Here is a 20,110-nt window from a genome sequence, read left to right on the forward strand (position 1 = left end):
GCAATACGTTGGCCCATGCAGCACCGGATAGGATTGCGGAGAAAGTAGATGAGCGCGCTCTATATGATTGTCGGCACCCTGGTGGCTTTGGGTGTGCTGGTCACCTTCCACGAATTCGGCCATTTCTGGGTCGCGCGTCGCTGTGGAGTCAAAGTGCTGCGTTTCTCCGTGGGCTTCGGTATGCCGTTGCTGCGCTGGCACGACAAGAAAGGCACTGAGTTCGTCGTTGCCGCGATCCCGCTGGGCGGTTACGTGAAAATGCTCGATGAGCGCGAAGGCGAAGTGCCTGCCGATCAGCTTGATCAATCCTTTAATCGAAAATCCGTCCGTCAACGCATCGCTATCGTAGCCGCTGGCCCGATTGCCAACTTTTTATTGGCGTTGATTTTTTTCTGGGTGCTCGCAATGCTCGGCAGCGAGCAAGTGCGCCCGATCATCGGTGCAGTCGAATCCGGCAGTATCGCCGCCAAGGCGGGTTTGAACCCGGGCCAGGAAATCATCGCCATCGATGGCGAGCCAACGTCCGGCTGGTCTGCAGTGAACCTGCAGCTGGTCCGTCGTCTCGGGGAGAGCGGTTCCCTGCAGTTGCTGGTCCGTGATCAGGGTTCCACAACGGATTCGCCCCATGAGCTGGCGTTGGATAAATGGCTCAAGGGTGCCGATGAGCCGGACCCGATTCGCTCGTTGGGTATACGCCCTTGGCGTCCGGCGCTGCCACCGGTCCTGGCCGAACTTGACCCGAAAGGCCCGGCACAGGCTGCAGGGCTGAAAACCGGTGACCGACTGTTGGCTCTGGATGGCAAGACGCTCGATGACTGGCAGCAGGTGGTGGACACGGTCCGTATGCGCCCTGATACCAAAATCATGCTGCGCGTCGAGCGGGATGGTGCTCAAATCGACGTCCCTGTGACGCTGGCCGCTCGCGGCGAGAAGAAGGCACCCAATGGTTATCTGGGGGCTGGGGTGAAAGCAGTCGATTGGCCGCCAGAGATGATTCGCGAAGTCAGTTACGGTCCTGTGGCCGCAATTGGGGAGGGTGCTCGACGCACTTGGACCATGAGTGTACTGACCCTCGATTCGCTCAAGAAAATGTTGTTCGGTGAGCTCTCGGTAAAAAACTTGAGTGGACCGATAACCATTGCTAAAGTGGCGGGCGCTTCTGCCCAGTCGGGTGTCGCTGATTTCCTGAATTTCCTTGCTTATCTGAGTATTAGCTTGGGGGTTCTGAATTTGTTGCCCATTCCTGTACTGGATGGGGGACATTTGTTGTTTTATCTGATCGAGTGGGCGCGTGGTCGCCCCTTGTCGGATCGGGTGCAGGGTTGGGGGATACAGATCGGCATCAGTTTGGTGGTCGGGGTGATGTTGCTTGCTCTGATCAATGATCTAGGTCGACTGTAACGCTTCGCTGAATTGCGAATCTGCCGCATTTTGCGGCAGTTTGTTTATTGCCAGTTGGAATAAGAAAGGACTTCATGAAACGTCTGCTGCTAACTGCGGTTCTCACCGTATTGATGATCGCCGAAGTTCACGCCGAGTCCTTCACTATCTCTGATATTCGCGTCAATGGCCTCCAACGGGTCTCCGCGGGTAGCGTCTTTGGTGCTTTGCCGTTGAACGTCGGTGAACAGGCGGATGATCGTCGCCTGGTGGAATCCACTCGTGCGTTGTTCAAAACCGGTTTCTTTCAAGATATCCAGCTGGGCCGCGATGGCAACGTCCTGGTCATCACGGTAGTCGAGCGCCCGTCGGTCGCCAGTATCGAGATCGAGGGTAACAAGGCGATCTCCACTGAAGACCTGATGAAAGGCCTCAAACAATCCGGTCTTGCCGAAGGCGAGATCTTCCAGCGCGCCACCCTCGAAGGTGTGCGTAACGAGCTGCAGCGCCAATACGTCGCTCAGGGTCGCTACTCGGCCACCGTCGACACCGAAGTGGTGCCGCAGCCGCGTAACCGCGTTGCGTTGAAGGTCAATATCAACGAAGGCACCGTTGCTGCTATCCAGCACATCAACGTGGTGGGTAACACCGTCTTCCCTGATGAAGACTTGATCGACCTGTTTGAACTCAAGACCACCAACTGGTTGTCGTTCTTCAAGAACGATGACAAGTACGCCCGTGAAAAACTTTCCGGTGACCTGGAGCGTCTGCGTTCCTACTACCTGGATCGTGGCTATATCAACATGGATATCGCTTCGACCCAGGTGTCTATCACCCCGGACAAGAAACACGTCTACATCACCGTCAACGTCAACGAAGGCGAGAAATATACCGTTCGTGACGTCAAGCTGAGCGGCGACCTGAAAGTCCCTGAAGACCAGGTCAAGTCCCTGCTGCTGGTCCAGAAAGGCCAGGTGTTCTCGCGCAAGCTGATGACCACCACTTCCGAGCTGATCACCCGTCGTCTGGGTAACGAGGGTTACACCTTCGCCAACGTCAATGGCGTGCCTCAGCCTCACGATGAAGACCACACGGTCGACATCACTTTCGCCGTTGATCCAGGCAAGCGTGCTTACGTGAACCGCATCAACTTCCGTGGCAACACCAAGTCCGAAGACGAAGTGCTGCGCCGTGAAATGCGTCAGATGGAAGGCGGCTGGGCTTCGACTTACCTGATCGACCAATCCAAGACTCGTCTTGAGCGTCTGGGCTTCTTCAAGGAAGTCAACGTCGAAACGCCGGCCGTGCCGGGCGTCGACGACCAGGTTGATGTGAACTACAGCGTTGAAGAGCAGGCCTCCGGTTCGATTACCGCCAGCGTCGGTTTCGCCCAGAGCGCCGGTCTGATCCTCGGTGGTTCGATCACCCAGAACAACTTCCTGGGTACAGGTAACAAGGTCAGCATCGGCTTGACCCGCAGTGAATACCAGAGCCGTTATAACTTCGGTTATGTCGACCCGTACTGGACTGCTGATGGCGTGAGCCTGGGTTACAACGCGTTCTATCGCACCACCGACTACGACGACCTTGACGTCGATGTAGCCAGCTATGCCGTAGACAGCCTTGGCGCAGGCGTGAGTGTCGGTTATCCGATCAGCGAGACTTCGCGTCTGACCTTCGGCCTGACTGCGCAACAAGACACGATCAAGACCGGTCAATACACCGTTGACGAGATCTTCGACTTCGTTAACAAGGAAGGCGATAACTACCTGAACTTCAAGGCCTCAGCCGGCTGGTCCGAGTCCACTCTGAACAAAGGCGTATTGGCAACCCGTGGTCATTCCCAGAGCCTGACACTGGAAACCACCACGCCTGGCAGTGACCTGTCGTTCTTCAAGCTTGATTACCGTGGCCAGTTGTTCCAGCCATTGTCTGAAAACTACACCATGCGCCTGCACACTGAGCTGGGCTATGGCGATGGTTATGGTTCTACCGATGGCTTGCCGTTCTATGAAAACTACTATGCTGGTGGTTTCAACTCGGTTCGTGGCTTCAAGGACAGCACCCTCGGTCCTCGCAGTACCCCAAGTCGCGGTGCGGATGTGACGGGTAACACCGGTACGCTCGCTGACCCGGACCAGGACCCGCTACCGTTTGGTGGTAACGTTCTGATCCAGGGTGGTGTCGAGGTGTTGTTCCCGCTGCCATTCATCAAGGATCAGCGTTCGCTGCGTACTTCGGTATTCTGGGATGTGGGTAACGTATTCGACTCCAAGTGCGAAAAGACCACGAACGCAAATGTCGGTTCAACCGCTCAAACAGCGTGCAACGACATCAGCCTGAGCAACATGGCCAGCTCCGTCGGTGTAGGTGTGACCTGGGTTACCGCACTGGGTCCTCTGAGCTTCGCGTTGGCCATGCCGATCAAGGAACCGGATGACGCTGAGACTCAAGTGTTCCAATTCTCCCTCGGCCAGACGTTCTAAGCGTCTGACCCAAGATAACGACAATGGATTTTGTAGGAGTGCATCGTGCGTAAGTTGACTCAATTGGTTCTCCTGGCGACCGTACTGGTAGCGGGTCCGGCTTTTGCCGACATGAAAATCGCCGTTCTGAACTATCAGATGGCTCTGCTGGAGTCCAACGCGGCGAAGAAATACGCTGTGGATGCCGAGAAGAAGTTCGGCCCTCAGCTGTCCAAGCTCAAGACTCTGGAAAGCAGCGCAAAAGGCATCCAGGACCGCCTGATGGCTGGCGGCGACAAGATGCAGCAAGGCGAGCGTGAACGCCTGGAACTCGAGTTCAAGCAAAAGGCCCGTGACTTCCAGTTCCAGTCCAAGGAACTGAACGAAGCCAAAGCCGTTGCCGACCGTGAAATGCTGAAGCAGCTCAAGCCGAAACTGGACAGTGCTGTGGAAGAAGTCATCAAGAAAGGTGCTTTTGACCTGGTCTTCGAGCGTGGCGCAGTGATTGATGTCAAACCTCAGTACGACATCACTCGCCAGGTTATCGAGCGCATGAATCAGCTGAAGTAACCATGACAGCGACTATAAAGCTCGGCCAATTGGCCGAGTTCCTCGGCGCCACACTGCGTGGCGACCCGGAGAAAGAAATTACTGGGCTAGCCACTTTGCAAGAGGCTGGCCCAGCTCAGTTGAGCTTTCTCGCAAACCCCCAATACCGTAGGTACCTGGCTGACAGCCGGGCCGCAGCCCTGTTGCTCAAGGCCGCTGACGCTGAAGGTTTTGCAGGTAATGCGCTGGTGGTGCCTGATCCGTATCTGGCCTACGCGCGGGTTTCCCATCTGTTCGATCCCAAGCCAAAGGCCGCTGTCGGTATTCATCCGACAGCCGTTGTGGCAGCGGACGCAGTGGTCGATCCGGCGGCGAGCATTGGTGCCTTTGCCGTGATCGAAAGCTGCGCGCGTATTGCTGCGGGTGTAACCGTTGGCGCTCACTGCTTCATCGGTGCCCGCTGCGAGATTGGCGAGGGCGGCTGGCTGGCCCCGCGAGTCACGCTGTACCACGATGTTCGCATCGGTAAACGGGTAGTGATTCAATCGGGTGCCGTACTCGGTGGCGAAGGTTTCGGTTTTGCCAACGAGAAAGGTGTCTGGCAGAAGATCGCTCAGGTCGGTGGAGTCCTGGTCGGTGACGATGTGGAAATTGGCGTGAATACCGCTATCGATCGCGGTGCGCTGGCCGATACCATCCTCGGCAATGGTGTGAAACTCGACAATCAGATTCAGATCGCCCACAACGTGCAGGTCGGTGATCACACCGCCATGGCCGCGTGCGTGGGGATCTCCGGCAGCACCAAAATCGGCAAGCATTGCATGCTCGCCGGTGGCGTAGGGCTGGTGGGGCATATCGAAATTTGCGACAACGTTTTTATCACCGGGATGACCATGGTGACCCATTCGATTACCGAAAAGGGTTCCTATTCTTCCGGTACGGCGATGCAACCAGCAGCCGAATGGCGCAAAAGCGCGGCACGCATTCGTCAGCTCGATGACATCGCGCGACGTCTGCGACAGCTGGAAAAGCGTGTAGGGGAAGTGACCCCTGACGGTAATGCTTCATCAGATGGCTGATACCATTTCCATATCAAGTGTGCACAGCCGCTAGACTGCCTCCTTGATTTGCTAGAGGGGTGCGCGTCAGTCGCGCCTCCCAATCTTTACATAGGCTTCCCCCCGAAATGATGGACATCAACGAGATTCGCGAATACCTGCCTCACCGTTACCCGTTCCTGCTGGTGGACCGAGTCGTGGAACTGGATGTGGAAGGCAAGCGCATTCGCGCCTACAAGAATGTCAGCATCAACGAACCCTTCTTCAATGGTCACTTCCCTGCGCATCCAATCATGCCGGGCGTGTTGATCATCGAAGCGATGGCTCAGGCTGCCGGGATCCTTGGTTTCAAAATGCTCGACGTGAAGCCCGCCGACGGCACGCTTTATTACTTCGTTGGCTCCGACAAACTGCGTTTTCGCCAGCCTGTCACCCCAGGCGATCAGTTGATCCTCGAAGCCCGCTTCATCAGCTGCAAGCGTCAGATCTGGAAATTCGAGTGCCGGGCTTCAGTCGATGGCAAGCCAGTCTGCTCCGCTGAAATTATCTGCGCGGAACGCAAACTATGAGTTTGATTGACCCTCGCGCAATCATCGATCCGACGGCCATCCTGGCTGACGGCGTCGAGGTCGGCCCCTGGTCGATCATCGGCGCAGGTGTGGAAATCGGCGAGGGGACAGTGATCGGGCCGCATGTGATTCTCAAAGGCCCGACCCGAATCGGAAAGCACAACCGCATCTACCAGTTTTCTTCGGTAGGCGAGGACACGCCCGATCTGAAATACAAGGGTGAAGAAACCCGTCTGGTCATCGGTGACCACAACATCATCCGTGAAGGCGTGACGATTCACCGTGGGACCATTCAGGACCGTTCTGAAACGACCCTGGGCGATCACAACCTGATCATGGCCTATGCCCACATCGGCCACGACAGTGTCATCGGCAACCACTGCATCCTGGTCAACAACACCGCGCTGGCGGGTCATGTGCACGTTGAAGACTGGGCGATCCTGTCGGGTTTTACCCTGGTTCATCAGTATTGCCATATCGGCACCCATAGTTTTTCCGGTATGGGCACCGCCATCGGCAAGGACGTCCCGGCGTACGTCACTGTGTTCGGCAACCCGGCCGAAGCCCGCAGCATGAACTTCGAAGGCATGCGTCGTCGCGGTTTCAGCGAAGATGCGATCCACGCGCTGCGTCGTGCCTACAAGGTGGTTTACCGCCAGGGCCTGACAATCGATCAGGCGCTCGCCGAGCTGGCCGAACCCTCGCTTCAGTTCCCGGAAGTCGCGGTGTTCCGCGACTCCATCCGGTGTTCGACCCGCGGCATCACTCGTTAATCATGGCTAATCTGCGTATAGCGCTGGTGGCGGGTGAGGCTTCCGGTGACATTCTGGGCGCCGGTCTCATGCGTGCGCTCAAGGCACAGCATCCGGCTGTCGAGTTCATTGGTGTTGGCGGTCCGCTGATGCAGGCCGAAGGCCTGACCTCGTACTTTCCGATGGAGCGTCTCTCGGTCATGGGCCTGGTGGAAGTGCTCGGCCGATTGCGCGAGCTGATGGCTCGTCGCAAGAAGCTGATCGCCGACCTGATCGCCCAGAAGCCGGATGTGTTCATCGGCATCGATGCTCCGGACTTCAACCTCAATATCGAACTGAAGCTGCGTCAGGCCGGGATCAAGACCGTGCATTACGTCAGCCCGTCGGTTTGGGCGTGGCGGCAGAAGCGGGTGCTGAAGATTCGCGAAGGCTGCGACCTGATGCTGACGCTGTTCCCGTTCGAAGCGAAATTTTATGAAGAGAAGGGCGTGCCGGTGCGGTTTGTCGGGCACTCCCTGGCTGATGCGATCCCGCTTGAAGCTGATCGTGCTGCCGCGCGGGCTGAACTCGGCTTGCCAGACGGGCCGTTGGTTGCGTTGATGCCGGGCAGTCGCGGTGGCGAAGTCGGCCGTCTCGGTGCGCTGTTCCTCGATACCGCCCAGCGCTTGCGGGCCTTGCGCCCCGGTGTACGTTTCGTCATGCCGTGCGCCAGTCCTGAGCGCCGGGCTCAGCTCGAAGAGCTGCTGGCGGGTCGCGATCTGCCGCTGACCTTGCTCGATGGCAAATCCCATCTGGCGCTGGCTGCCTGCGACGCTGTGCTGATCGCCTCCGGGACCGCTACGCTTGAAGCGTTGTTGTACAAACGGCCGATGGTGGTGGCTTACCGCTTGGCGCCGCTGACGTTCTGGATTCTCAAGCGCATGGTGAAAAGTCCCTATATCTCGTTGCCGAACCTGCTGGCACAGCGCCTGTTGGTGCCCGAGTTGCTGCAGGACGACGCGACAGTTGAAGCCTTGGCCCAGACGCTGTCGCCACTGATCGAAGGCGGTGAAGAACAGACCCGCGGCTTTGATGAAATTCACCGTACCTTACGTCTGGACGCCTCCAATCAGGCAGCGGACGCGGTACTGAACCTGATCGGCAAAACACAATGAGCAAAGCAAGCACGCAGATGGGCCTGGACTTCACCCTGGTCGCCGAAGTTGAAGATCTGGTCGCCGGCGTCGACGAAGTCGGTCGCGGCCCGCTCTGCGGTGCGGTGGTGACAGCCGCGGTGATCCTCGATCCGAACCGTCCGATCCTGGGTCTGAACGACTCGAAGAAGCTCACCGAAGCCCGCCGCGAAAAACTCTATGACGAGATCTGCGAAAAAGCCCTGAGCTGGTGCATCGCCCGGGCTGAAGTCGAAGAAATCGACGAGCTGAACATCCTGCACGCCACCATGCTGGCCATGCAGCGCGCGGTCGAAGGCCTGCACATCACACCGAAACTGGCGATGATCGACGGCAACCGTTGCCCGAAACTGTCCATGCGCGCAGAAGCGGTGGTGCAGGGCGACGGTAAGGTGCCGGCCATCGCTGCAGCATCGATTCTGGCCAAGGTCAGCCGCGACCGCGAGATGGCGGCGTTCGAGCTGATTTACCCGGGTTACGGCATTGGTGGCCACAAAGGCTACCCGACGCCCGCTCATCTGGAAGCGCTGGCCCGCTTGGGGCCAACGCCGATTCACCGCCGCTCCTTCGCCCCCGTACGTCTGGCGTACGAGGCTCGGGAAAACCTGATCGAGAGTTAGTCACAAGGCTGATGTTTTTGCCAAGGCCCGGTACAATCCGGGCCTTGTTGTCTTCCACGTTTCTAGTTTCTAGACAGGATCACTATGCCGGCTTCATTCGTTCATCTACGCCTGCACACTGAGTATTCCCTGGTCGACGGTCTGGTGCGGATCAAACCGCTGGTCAAGACCCTGGTCGGCATGAACATGCCTGCCGTAGCGGTCACCGACCAGAACAATATGTGTTCCCTGGTCAAATTCTATAAAGCGGCCATGGGCGCCGGGATCAAGCCGATCTGCGGCGCCGACCTGTGGCTGTCGAACAAGGATCCCGACAGCCCGTTGAGCCGGATCAGCCTGCTGGCGATGAACGCCGTGGGCTATCGCAACCTCACCGAACTGATCTCCCGCGGCTTCATCGACGGCCAGCGTAACGGCTCGGTCATCATCGAGCGCGAGTGGGTAGCTGAGGCCAGCGAAGGCTTGATCATGCTGTCGGCGGCGAAAGAAGGCGAGATCGGCCTGGCGATGCTCGGCGGCAACCCGGCCGAAGCCGAAGCCCTGGCCCGCGAATGGATGGCGGTGTTCCCGGACCGTTTCTATCTGGAGATCCAGCGCACCAACCGCCCCTACGATGAAGAACAATTGCACGGCGCCGTGGCCCTGGCCGAGAAAATCGGTGCGCCACTGGTGGCGACCAACGACGTGCGCTTCATCAAGCAGGAAGACTTTGCGGCTCACGAAACCCGCGTTTGCATTGGTGAGGGCCGCGCCCTCGACGATCCGCGGCGTTCGAAGAATTACAGCGATCAGCAATACCTCAAAAGTACCGAGGAAATGGCCGAGCTGTTCAGTGACTTGCCCGAGGCGCTGGAAAACACCGTCGAGATTGCCAAGCGCTGCAACATCGAAGTGAAGCTGGGCAAGCACTTCCTGCCCAACTTCCCGATTCCCGATGGCATGACCATCGACGAATATTTCCGCAAGGTTTCCTTCGACGGTCTGGAAGATCGTCTCAGTGTCCTGTTGCCCAAAGACACCACCGAAGATTACGAAGCCAAGCGTCAGGTCTATGTCGACCGGCTGAATTTCGAGCTGGATATCATCATCCAGATGGGCTTCCCCGGTTACTTCCTGATCGTTATGGACTTTATCCAGTGGGCCAAGAGCAACGGCGTGCCGGTCGGTCCGGGTCGTGGGTCGGGTGCCGGGTCGCTGGTGGCCTATGTGCAGAAAATCACCGACCTCGATCCACTGGAATATGACCTGCTGTTCGAACGTTTCCTTAACCCGGAACGGGTATCGATGCCCGACTTCGACGTCGACTTCTGCATGGATGGTCGCGACCGGGTCATCGAATACGTGGCCGAAAAATACGGCCGCAACGCCGTAAGCCAGATCATCACCTTCGGTTCCATGGCGGCAAAAGCGGTGGTCCGTGATGTGGCGCGGGTGCAGGGCAAGTCCTACGGACTGGCGGATCGTCTGTCGAAGATGATTCCGTTCGAAGTCGGCATGACCCTGGAAAAGGCCTACGAACAGGAAGAAATCCTGCGTGACTTCATCAAGGTCGATGAAGAGGCCGCGGAAATCTGGGAAATGGCCCGCAAGCTTGAAGGCGTTGTACGTAACGTCGGTAAGCACGCCGGTGGTGTGGTTATTGCGCCGACCAAACTGACGGACTTTTCGCCGATCTATTGCGACGAGGCCGGTGATGGTCTGGTAACCCAGTTCGACAAGGACGACGTTGAGGCTGCCGGGCTGGTGAAGTTCGACTTCCTCGGTCTACGGACTCTGACGGTCATCGACTGGGCGCTGAAAACGATTAACCGCGACCGCGCCAAGGTTGATGAGCCGCCGCTGGACATCGCGTTCATCCCGCTGGATGACAAGCCGACCTACCAGTTGCTGCAAAAAGCTGAAACCACCGCGGTATTCCAGCTTGAATCTCGAGGCATGAAAGAGCTGATCAAAAAGCTCAAGCCCGACTGTCTGGAAGACCTGATCGCACTGGTGGCCCTGTTCCGTCCGGGCCCTCTGCAATCGGGCATGGTGGATGACTTCATCAACCGTAAGCACGGTCGCGCCGAACTGGCGTACCCGCACTCAGACTACCAGTACGAAGGCCTCAAGCCCGTATTGGCACCGACTTACGGCATCATCCTGTATCAGGAACAGGTGATGCAGATTGCCCAGGTCATGGCCGGCTACACCCTGGGTGGTGCGGACATGCTGCGTCGGGCCATGGGTAAGAAAAAGCCCGAAGAAATGGCCAAGCAGCGCGGCGGTTTCATTGAAGGTTGCACCGCTAACAATATCGATGCGGACCTTGCCGGTAACATTTTCGACCTGGTGGAAAAATTCGCCGGTTATGGCTTCAACAAATCTCACTCGGCTGCTTACGGTCTGGTGTCGTATCAAACGGCGTGGCTGAAAACCCACTATCCGGCGCCGTTCATGGCGGCGGTGCTGTCGGCGGATATGCACAACACCGACAAGGTCGTGACCTTGATCGAAGAAATTCGCACCATGAAGCTGCGTCTCGACGCGCCGGATGTGAATACTTCGGAATTCAAGTTCACGGTAAATGACGAAGGCCGGATTATTTACGGCCTCGGCGCGATCAAGGGTGTGGGTGAAGGTCCGGTGGAAGCGATCACCGAGGCGCGTCGGGACGGTCCGTTCACGGATCTGTTCGATTTCTGCGCCCGTGTCGATCTCAAACGTATCAACAAACGCACCCTGGACGGTTTGATCCGCAGCGGTGCGCTGGATCGTCTAGGGCCGTTTTTCCATGACGAACCGAAAGCCTATCAAGCCAACATCGACCAAAACCGCGCCGTGTTGCTGACAGCGATGGAAGGGGCGATCAAGGCCGCCGAACAAACCGCTCGCACCCACGACAGTGGCCATGCCGACCTGTTTGGCGGACTGTTTGTCGAGGAAGACGCCGACGTCTACGCCAATCACCGCAAGGCCAAGGAACTGACCCTCAAGGAGCGCCTGAAAGGGGAGAAAGATACCCTGGGCCTGTACCTGACCGGTCACCCGATCGACGAATACGAAGGCGAGATCCGCCGCTTCGCCCGTCAGCGCATCATCGACCTGAAACCGGCTCGTGATACTCAGACCGTCGCGGGCATGATCATCGCCCTGCGCGTCATGAAGAACAAAAAGGGCGACAAGATGGGTTTCATCACCCTCGACGACCGCTCTGGACGGATCGAAGCTTCGTTGTTTGCCGAAGCATTCCATTCCGCGCAGTCGCTGTTGCAGACCGATGCGATGGTGGTGGTCGAAGGCGAAGTCAGCAACGACGATTTCTCCGGCGGGCTGCGGTTGCGGGTCAAGCGGGTGATGAGCATGGAAGATGCGCGCACCAATCTGGCCGAAAGCCTGCGCTTGAAGCTGCAGACCAAGGACCTCAAGGGTGATCAGCTACGCTGGCTGGGTGAGTTGTTCAAGCGTCACCGCGGTGCGTGCCCGATCACCATGGAATACACGAGTCCCGATGCGAAAGCCTTGCTGCAGTTCGGCGAGACCTGGCGGATCGACCCGGCGGATGCTTTGATTCAAGCCCTGCGTGACCAGTTCGGGCGAGACAACGTCTTCCTCCAATACCGTTGACGGTCAGGTCCTATTGAAGGGGCCTGATCTCGACCTGAATCTTTAATCTCGACCTGAACGCGCCTGTCCCTTAAGGTAGGGCGCGAATAGACAACCGGCCGGCCCAAGCTCTCTTGGATGTCGACCCAAGACGGACGCCTATGAACCCGAATTTTCTAGATTTCGAACAGCCGATCGCCGACCTGCAAGCCAAGATCGAAGAGTTGCGCTTGGTCGGTAATGACAATTCGCTGAATATCGGCGATGAGATCTCCCGCCTGCAGGACAAAAGCAGCACGCTGACCGAAGACATCTTCGGCAAGCTGACCAGCTGGCAGATCGCGCGTCTGGCGCGTCACCCGCGTCGCCCGTACACCTTGGACTACATCGAACACATCTTCACCGAGTTCGACGAATTGCATGGCGACCGTCACTTCTCCGACGACGCCGCCATCGTTGGCGGTGTTGCTCGTCTGGACGACCAGCCGGTGATGATTATCGGTCACCAGAAAGGCCGCGAAGTGCGTGAGAAAGTTCGTCGCAACTTCGGCATGCCGCGTCCGGAAGGCTACCGCAAGGCGTGCCGTCTGATGGAAATGGCCGAACGTTTCAAAATGCCGATCCTGACCTTCATCGACACCCCGGGCGCCTACCCTGGTATCGACGCAGAGGAGCGCAACCAGAGCGAAGCGATTGCCTGGAACCTGCGCGTCATGGCACGCCTGAAAACCCCAATCATCGCCACCGTCATCGGTGAAGGTGGTTCCGGTGGTGCTCTGGCGATCGGCGTTTGCGATCAACTGAACATGCTGCAGTACTCGACTTATGCGGTCATTTCGCCGGAAGGTTGCGCCTCGATTCTGTGGAAGACCGCCGAGAAAGCACCGGACGCTGCTGAAGCCATGGGCATCACTGCCGAGCGCCTCAAAGGCCTGGGTATTGTGGATAAAGTGATCGGCGAGCCATTGGGTGGCGCGCACCGTAATCCAGCGGCTGCGGCTGCATCGATCCGTGCCGAGCTGAGCTCGCAACTGGCGATGTTGAAGAAGTTCGATAACGAAGCGCTGTTGGCCCGTCGTTACGAGCGTCTGATGAGCTACGGTCTCTGATAGACCACTGCTTCGGTAAATGATGTAACCAATGTGGGAGCGAGCCTGCTCGCGATAGCGGTATAACAGACAGCAAATTTGTTGAATGTTAAGCCGCTTTCGCGAGCAGGCTCGCTCCCACATTTGATTTGTGCAAAGTGAATGGTATGAGTCAGCCCATGATTGATCTACCTGCCAGGCTTCTACGCACTCTTGCCCCTTGGCGCACCGCCACAACCTGGCGCATCGCCTTCTCCGGTGGTCTCGACTCCACCGTGCTGCTGCACCTTCTCGCACACCTCGCAAAAACCGAATCCCTGCCGGCGCTAAACGCCATACACGTCCATCACGGCCTTCAGCCTGTGGCTGATGCGTGGCCGGACCATTGTCAGTCAGTCTGTGATGCTCTGGGTGTGCCGCTGGAGGTGGTTCGCGTGCAGGTTCAGCCCGGTGCCAGCCTTGAGCGTGCCGCTCGGGATGCGCGATATGCCGCGTTCATCGAGGCGACTCAGGCCAATGAGGTGTTGATGACCGCCCAGCACCGTGACGATCAGGCGGAAACCCTGTTGTTTCGGATGTTGCGTGGGGCAGGGGTGAGGGGATTGTCGGGGATGCCACGCCAGCGCCCGCTTGGTAAAGGGCAGTTGCTTCGGCCATTGCTCGATGTCACAAGGGCTGAACTTGAAGCCCATGCGGCCGAGCATCGGCTGAACTGGATCGAAGACCCTTCGAACCAGGACCGACAGTTCTCGCGTAATTACCTGCGGCATCAGGTTTTCCCGGTATTGACCGAGCGCTGGCCGCAAGCGCTGGCGACCATGGCCCGCAGCGTTGCACATCTGAGTGAAGCGCAGGGATTGCTCGATGAGCTTGCGCAAATCGACCTGACCGACGCCAGCACGGCCAATGACTTTGACTGGCTGGGATTGCCGTCGCTTGCGCTGGCGGCATTGGAAAAGCTATCCGCTGCTCGTCAGCGTAATGCGTTAAGTCATTGGCTCGAACCGCTGACGCGACTGCCAGACAGTGACCATTGGTCGGGTTGGGAGGATTTGCGCGATGCCACCGGCGATGCCCGCCCGATCTGGCGGCTGGCGGATGGCGAACTGCATCGGGCGGGTGGACGTATCTGGTGGTTGTCTGGCATCTGGTTGCGCCCGCCGCCCGCCGTCGGAAACTGGCCTGATCCCTCGCTATCGCTGGTGTTGCCGGACAACGGTGTGATCACACTCACCGGCCAAATCCCCGAGGGTCCGCTGCATATCCGCTACCGTGAGGGTGGTGAGGTCATGAGTCTGCCCGGTCGCGGCCATCGCGACCTGAAGCGATTGCTCAACGAAAACGGCGTGCCGGGTTTCGCCCGCGGCAGATTGCCGCTGCTCTACCGAGACGAGCAATTGCTGGCGGTGGCCAACCTGCGGGGCTTGGACGGCAGTGCAAAGGAACGTTGGAATTTGCATTGGCAGCCACCGATCGAAGATCAAGGTTTGAGCTGAAAGGGGCTTTCCGGTAGACTACGCTCCCTTCTTGATACAACTTCTGTGGATTCGCCTGAATTGCAGGAGTTGCCGATTACCAAGCAGTCTTTGCTGGGCGATTCCAAAAAATGTGTAGCGAGCAACGTACCGGTGTTTCATTTTCCGGTCTGTCCCAACGCGGCGGTTTTTTTGAAACATGCACTGTGATTAATGCAGGTGATCGGGGGCTTCGGCCTTCCTTCGCTTTCCCCGGCGGCTCGGACCGCTTTAACGCAGACTTCTAGGGTTTTTCATGACGCGCTACATATTCGTCACGGGCGGTGTTGTTTCTTCATTGGGGAAAGGCATCGCATCGGCTTCATTGGCGGCCATCCTGGAGGCGCGGGGACTTAAGGTCACCATGCTGAAGCTGGACCCGTACATCAACGTTGACCCGGGCACCATGAGCCCGTTCCAGCACGGTGAAGTGTTCGTCACCCACGACGGCGCCGAGACCGACCTGGACCTGGGCCACTACGAGCGGTTCATCCGCACGACCATGACCCAGAACAACAACTTCACCACCGGCCGTGTCTACGAACACGTCCTGCGCAAAGAGCGCCGTGGTGATTACCTGGGCGCAACCATTCAGGTGATCCCGCACATCACCGACGAAATCAAGCGCCGGATCATCAAGGGCGCCGGCGATGCCGACGTGGCCATGGTGGAAATCGGTGGCACCGTGGGTGACATCGAATCGCAGCCGTTCCTCGAAGCCATCCGTCAATTGCGTTTCGAAGTAGGCGCCAAGCGCGCGATGCTGATGCACCTGACACTGGTGCCGTACATCGCCACTGCCGGCGAAACCAAAACCAAGCCAACCCAGCACTCGGTCAAGGAACTGCGTTCCATCGGCCTGCAACCCGACGTGCTGGTCTGCCGTTCCGATCACCCGATCGATATCTCTTCGCGTCGCAAGATCGCGCAATTCACCAACGTTGAAGAACGTGCGGTGATCGCGCTGGAAGACGCCGACACCATCTACAGGATCCCGGGCATTCTGCACGCCCAGGGCCTGGATGATTTCGTTGTCGAGCGTTTCGGCCTGCAATGTGGCGGCGCCGATTTGTCCGAGTGGGAAGCCGTGGTCGACGCCAAGCTCAACCCTGAGCATGAAGTCACCATCGCCATGGTCGGCAAGTACATGGAACTGCTGGACGCCTACAAGTCGCTGATCGAAGCGATGAGTCACGCCGGCATCAGCAACCGCACCAAGGTCAACCTGCGCTACATCGACTCCGAAGACATTGAAAACCAGGGCACCGCGCTGCTGGAAGGTGTCGACGCGATTCTGGTGCCTGGCGGCTTCGGTCTGCGTGGCGTGGAAGGCAAGATCACTGCCGTCCAATATGCTCGCGAAAACAAGGTTCCATACCTCGGCATCTGCCTGGGCATGCAAGTGGCCGTGATCGAGTTCGCGCGTAACGTGCTGGGCTGGAAAGACGCCAACTCCACCGAATTCGATCGTGCAAGCGGTCACCCGGTCGTGGGTCTGATCACCGAGTGGGAGGATGCCACCGGCGCTGTCGAAACCCGTACCGAAGCGTCCGATCTGGGCGGCACCATGCGCCTCGGCGCTCAGGATTGCCTGCTGGAACCGGGTTCCCTGGTGCACGATTGCTACGCCAAGGACGTGATCGTCGAGCGTCACCGTCATCGCTACGAAGTGAACAACAAGCTGCTGCCGCAAATCATGGAGGCCGGTCTGAAAATCTCCGGTCGTTCCGGTGATGGTGCGCTGGTAGAAGTGGTTGAAGCCCCGGATCATCCATGGTTCGTCGCTTGCCAGTTCCACCCTGAGTTCACCTCGACACCCCGCGACGGTCACCCGTTGTTCAGCGGTTTCGTTAAAGCAGCTTTGGTTCAACACCAGAAGAAGGCGTAAATCCAATGGCCCAGAAGATCATCCGCGTAGGCGATATCGAGATTGCCAACGACAAGCCAATGGTGCTTTTCGGTGGCATGAACGTGCTGGAAAGTCGCGACATGGCGATGCAGGTCTGTGAAGAATACGTAAAGGTCACCGAGAAACTCGGTATCCCTTACGTGTTCAAGGCCAGCTTCGACAAGGCCAACCGTTCCTCCGTGACCTCTTACCGTGGCCCCGGCCTGGAAGAGGGCATGCGGATCTTCCAGGACATCAAGCAAGCTTTCGGCGTGCCGATCATCACCGATGTCCACGAGCCTGATCAGGCCGCGGTCGTCGCTGAAGTCTGCGACATCATTCAACTGCCGGCCTTCTTGTCGCGCCAGACCGACCTTGTGGTCGCGATGGCCAAGACCGGTGCGGTGATCAACATCAAGAAAGCCCAGTTCCTCGCGCCTCAGGAAATGAAACACATCCTGAGCAAATGCGTGGAAGCGGGCAACGATCAGTTGATCCTCTGCGAGCGCGGTTCGAGCTTCGGCTACAACAACCTGGTCGTCGATATGCTCGGCTTCGGCATCATGAAGCAGTTCGAATACCCGGTGTTCTTCGACGTGACCCACGCGCTGCAAATGCCCGGCGGTCGCTCCGATTCCGCCGGCGGTCGCCGCGCCCAGGTCCTCGATCTGGCGAAAGCCGGGATCAGCCAGTCGCTGGCCGGTCTGTTCCTCGAAGCGCATCCTGACCCGGACAACGCCAAATGCGATGGCCCCTGCGCCTTGCGTCTGGACAAACTGGAGCCATTCCTGGCCCAGCTCAAAGCGTTGGACGAACTGGTGAAGAGTTTTCCGACGGTAGAAACCGCGTAATCCTCATTTCTCCGGTAAAGTACCGCACGAATTAATGCTCAGGCCCTCGGGCCTGGGCCTTATCGTCCGCAAGTCTGCCCGCTGCACATCACTTGCCGGCGATACAAGATTTCCTTCAGCTGCGTCGTTTTCGTCAACTTTGGAGTGTTTACAACAATGGCAAAAATCGTCGACATCAAAGGTCGTGAAGTTCTCGACTCCCGTGGCAACCCCACCGTGGAAGCGGACGTGCTTCTCGATAACGGCATCATCGGTAGCGCTTGCGCGCCGTCCGGTGCTTCCACTGGCTCGCGTGAAGCGCTCGAGCTGCGTGATGGCGACAAGAGCCGTTACCTGGGCAAGGGCGTGCTCAAAGCCGTCGCCAACATCAACGGTCCGATTCGCGACCTGTTGTTGGGTAAAGACCCAAGCGACCAGAAAGCCCTGGATCACGCGATGATCAAGCTCGACGGTACTGAAAACAAAGGCTCCCTGGGCGCCAACGCCATCCTCGCTGTGTCCCTGGCAGCAGCCAAGGCCGCCGCACAGGACCAGGACCTGCCGCTGTACGCTCACATCGCCAACCTGAACGGCACCCCGGGTGTTTACTCGATGCCGGTTCCGATGATGAACATCATCAACGGCGGCGAGCACGCCGATAACAACGTCGACATCCAGGAGTTCATGGTTCAGCCGGTTGGCGCCAAGTCTTTCTCGGAAGGTCTGCGCATGGGCACCGAGATTTTCCATCACCTCAAAGCTGTTCTGAAGGCCCGTGGCCTGAGCACTGCTGTGGGTGACGAAGGTGGTTTCGCACCGAACCTGGCTTCCAACGAAGACGCTTTGAAAGTGATCTCCGAAGCCGTGGCCAACGCCGGTTACACGCTGGGCACCGACGTGACCCTGGCACTGGACTGCGCGGCCAGCGAATTCTACGAAGACGGCAAGTACAACCTGTCCGGCGAAGGTCAGGTGTTCACTGCTGAAGGTTTCGCCGACTACCTCAAAGGTCTGACCGAGCGTTACCCGATCATCTCCATCGAAGATGGCCTGGACGAGTCCGACTGGGCGGGCTGGAAAATTCTCACCGACAAGATCGGCGAGAAAGTCCAGCTGGTAGGCGACGACCTGTTCGTAACCAACACCAAAATCCTGAAGGAAGGCATCGATAAAAAGATCGCCAACTCGATCCTGATCAAGTTCAACCAGATCGGCACCCTGACCGAAACCCTGGAAGCCATCCAGATGGCCAAGGCCGCTGGTTACACAGCCGTCATCTCGCACCGCTCCGGCGAAACCGAAGATTCGACCATTGCCGACCTGGCTGTGGGCACTGCGGCTGGCCAGATCAAAACCGGTTCGCTGTGCCGTTCCGACCGCGTTTCCAAGTACAACCAACTGCTGCGTATCGAAGAGCAGTTGAATGGCAAAGCCAAGTACAACGGTCGCAGCGAATTCCGCGGCTGATTGCTACAGGGTAAAAAAGACACCGGATTGTGTCGGAAAAATCGCTACAGCGATGGATTTGCCACTAATCTGATGCCTTATAAGCACAAGCCTGGGTCTTCCAGGCTTCGTGCTATCAGAAGCTTCAAAGTTTTGGCATGGCTGTCTTTTTTCACTGGATACCTGATATTCGATGCGCAGTCCCAATTGGTTGTTCCTCGTCTTGCTCTTGCTGCTGGCTGGCCTGCAATACCGCCTGTGGGTGGGTAATGGCAGTCTGGCGCAAGTGGCCGAGCTGACTCAGCAGATCGCAGATCAACACGCTGAGAACGAGGGCCTGCTTGAGCGCAATCGGGTGATGGACGCTGAAGTCAGTGAGTTGAAAAAGGGCATGGAGACCGTTGAAGAGCGGGCTCGCCATGAGTTGGGCATGGTCAAGGACGGTGAAACCCTCTACCAGTTGGCTCAATGAACCCCTCGTTACCGGCCTTCTGGGCCGTGATTCCTGCCGCGGGCGTCGGTGCCCGTATGGCCGCGGACCGTCCCAAGCAATACTTGCAACTGGGCGGGCGCACTGTTCTCGAACACAGCCTTGGCTGTTTCCTTGATCATCCTTCCCTGAAGGGGTTGGTGGTCAGTCTTGCTGTCGATGATCCTTATTGGCCAAACCTGGCGTGTGCTTGCGATCCGCGTATTCAGCGGGTTGAAGGCGGTTCAGAACGTTCCGGGTCGGTGCTCAATGCATTGCTGCATTTGCACGCGCAAGGCGCCGACGATGAGGATTGGGTGTTGGTTCACGATGCCGCGCGGCCGAATCTGAGTCGTGATGACCTGGATAAGTTGCTGAGTGAGTTGGCGGATGATCCGGTTGGCGGACTGCTGGCGATTCCGGCACGCGATACGCTCAAGCGGGTCGACAAGCACGGTCGCGTCGTCGAAACCGTGGATCGCAGTGTGATCTGGCAAGCCTACACGCCGCAGATGTTTCGTCTTGGTGCGCTGCATCGGGCATTGGCCGACAGTCTGGTGGCAGACGCGGTCATCACCGACGAAGCCTCGGCGATGGAGTGGGCAGGCATGGCCCCGCGATTGATCGAAGGCCGATCCGACAACCTCAAGGTCACTCGCCCTGAAGACCTTGAGTGGTTGCGACAGCGTTGGGCTCACCGCCGCTAAAAGATCGCAGCCTTCGGC

General features: G+C 58.2%; 16 protein-coding genes. All 16 read left to right on the forward strand.

From position 1 onward, the window contains the following. Nucleotides 1–48 precede the first annotated feature (48 nt). The 16 genes from rseP (at nucleotide 49) to ispD (ending at nucleotide 20,092) form a co-directional block, all read left to right on the forward strand. The gene (gene rseP, locus ACYZTX_RS07990) at nucleotides 49–1,401 is read left to right on the forward strand and encodes a sigma E protease regulator RseP (RefSeq protein ID WP_462033613.1); all 1,353 of its coding nucleotides are present in this window, start codon (nucleotides 49–51) and stop codon (nucleotides 1,399–1,401) included. Nucleotides 1,402–1,475: 74 nt separating this feature from the next. Beyond that, on the forward strand, nucleotides 1,476–3,866 hold the full coding sequence (bamA, locus tag ACYZTX_RS07995) for an outer membrane protein assembly factor BamA (protein WP_462033614.1): 2,391 nt from the start codon (nucleotides 1,476–1,478) through the stop codon (nucleotides 3,864–3,866). A gap of 45 nt (nucleotides 3,867–3,911) precedes the next feature. Then, nucleotides 3,912–4,415 (forward strand): OmpH/Skp family outer membrane protein, encoded by a 504-nt coding sequence (locus ACYZTX_RS08000; RefSeq protein ID WP_028622549.1) that lies wholly within the window; start codon nucleotides 3,912–3,914, stop codon nucleotides 4,413–4,415. Between the two features lie 2 nt (nucleotides 4,416–4,417). Further along, the gene (gene lpxD, locus ACYZTX_RS08005) at nucleotides 4,418–5,473 is read left to right on the forward strand and encodes a UDP-3-O-(3-hydroxymyristoyl)glucosamine N-acyltransferase (protein WP_462033615.1); all 1,056 of its coding nucleotides are present in this window, start codon (nucleotides 4,418–4,420) and stop codon (nucleotides 5,471–5,473) included. A gap of 107 nt (nucleotides 5,474–5,580) precedes the next feature. Beyond that, entirely contained in the window at nucleotides 5,581–6,021 is a 441-nt protein-coding gene (gene fabZ / locus ACYZTX_RS08010; protein ID WP_462033616.1) for a 3-hydroxyacyl-ACP dehydratase FabZ, read from the forward strand. Further along, a complete protein-coding gene (lpxA, locus tag ACYZTX_RS08015) occupies nucleotides 6,018–6,794 on the forward strand; it encodes an acyl-ACP--UDP-N-acetylglucosamine O-acyltransferase (RefSeq protein WP_462033617.1) in 777 nt (258 codons plus the stop codon). Before fabZ ends, lpxA begins: the two co-directional genes overlap by 4 nt. A 2-nt stretch (nucleotides 6,795–6,796) precedes the next feature. Continuing rightward, on the forward strand, nucleotides 6,797–7,927 hold the full coding sequence (lpxB, locus tag ACYZTX_RS08020; protein WP_462033618.1) for a lipid-A-disaccharide synthase: 1,131 nt from the start codon (nucleotides 6,797–6,799) through the stop codon (nucleotides 7,925–7,927). Beyond that, on the forward strand, nucleotides 7,924–8,565 hold the full coding sequence (rnhB, locus tag ACYZTX_RS08025; RefSeq protein WP_462033619.1) for a ribonuclease HII: 642 nt from the start codon (nucleotides 7,924–7,926) through the stop codon (nucleotides 8,563–8,565). Before lpxB ends, rnhB begins: the two co-directional genes overlap by 4 nt. A gap of 84 nt (nucleotides 8,566–8,649) precedes the next feature. After that, nucleotides 8,650–12,171, forward strand: coding sequence for a DNA polymerase III subunit alpha (gene dnaE / locus ACYZTX_RS08030; protein WP_462033620.1), 3,522 nt, complete (start codon nucleotides 8,650–8,652; stop codon nucleotides 12,169–12,171). A gap of 140 nt (nucleotides 12,172–12,311) precedes the next feature. Then, the gene (locus tag ACYZTX_RS08035) at nucleotides 12,312–13,259 is read left to right on the forward strand and encodes an acetyl-CoA carboxylase carboxyltransferase subunit alpha (protein WP_282376957.1); all 948 of its coding nucleotides are present in this window, start codon (nucleotides 12,312–12,314) and stop codon (nucleotides 13,257–13,259) included. A 146-nt stretch (nucleotides 13,260–13,405) separates the two neighbouring features. Beyond that, on the forward strand, nucleotides 13,406–14,734 hold the full coding sequence (gene tilS / locus ACYZTX_RS08040) for a tRNA lysidine(34) synthetase TilS (protein ID WP_462033621.1): 1,329 nt from the start codon (nucleotides 13,406–13,408) through the stop codon (nucleotides 14,732–14,734). A 274-nt stretch (nucleotides 14,735–15,008) separates the two neighbouring features. Continuing rightward, nucleotides 15,009–16,640 carry a CTP synthase gene (locus ACYZTX_RS08045; RefSeq protein ID WP_462033622.1) on the forward strand — a complete coding sequence of 544 codons (1,632 nt, stop codon included), beginning with the start codon at nucleotides 15,009–15,011 and terminating at the stop codon, nucleotides 16,638–16,640. A 5-nt stretch (nucleotides 16,641–16,645) separates the two neighbouring features. Further along, nucleotides 16,646–17,491: a 3-deoxy-8-phosphooctulonate synthase gene (gene kdsA / locus ACYZTX_RS08050; protein ID WP_462033623.1), complete on the forward strand. Its 846-nt coding sequence runs from the start codon at nucleotides 16,646–16,648 to the stop codon at nucleotides 17,489–17,491. 156 nt (nucleotides 17,492–17,647) lie between these two features. Beyond that, nucleotides 17,648–18,937 (forward strand): phosphopyruvate hydratase, encoded by a 1,290-nt coding sequence (gene eno / locus ACYZTX_RS08055; protein WP_462033624.1) that lies wholly within the window; start codon nucleotides 17,648–17,650, stop codon nucleotides 18,935–18,937. A 172-nt stretch (nucleotides 18,938–19,109) separates the two neighbouring features. Further along, on the forward strand, nucleotides 19,110–19,388 hold the full coding sequence (ftsB, locus tag ACYZTX_RS08060) for a cell division protein FtsB (RefSeq protein WP_008028992.1): 279 nt from the start codon (nucleotides 19,110–19,112) through the stop codon (nucleotides 19,386–19,388). Then, complete coding sequence (ispD, locus tag ACYZTX_RS08065) at nucleotides 19,385–20,092, forward strand: 2-C-methyl-D-erythritol 4-phosphate cytidylyltransferase (protein ID WP_462033625.1); 708 nt, start codon at nucleotides 19,385–19,387, stop codon at nucleotides 20,090–20,092. Before ftsB ends, ispD begins: the two co-directional genes overlap by 4 nt. Nucleotides 20,093–20,110: the final 18 nt, after the last annotated feature.

The organism is Pseudomonas sp. MDT1-17 (genome assembly GCF_054898105.1).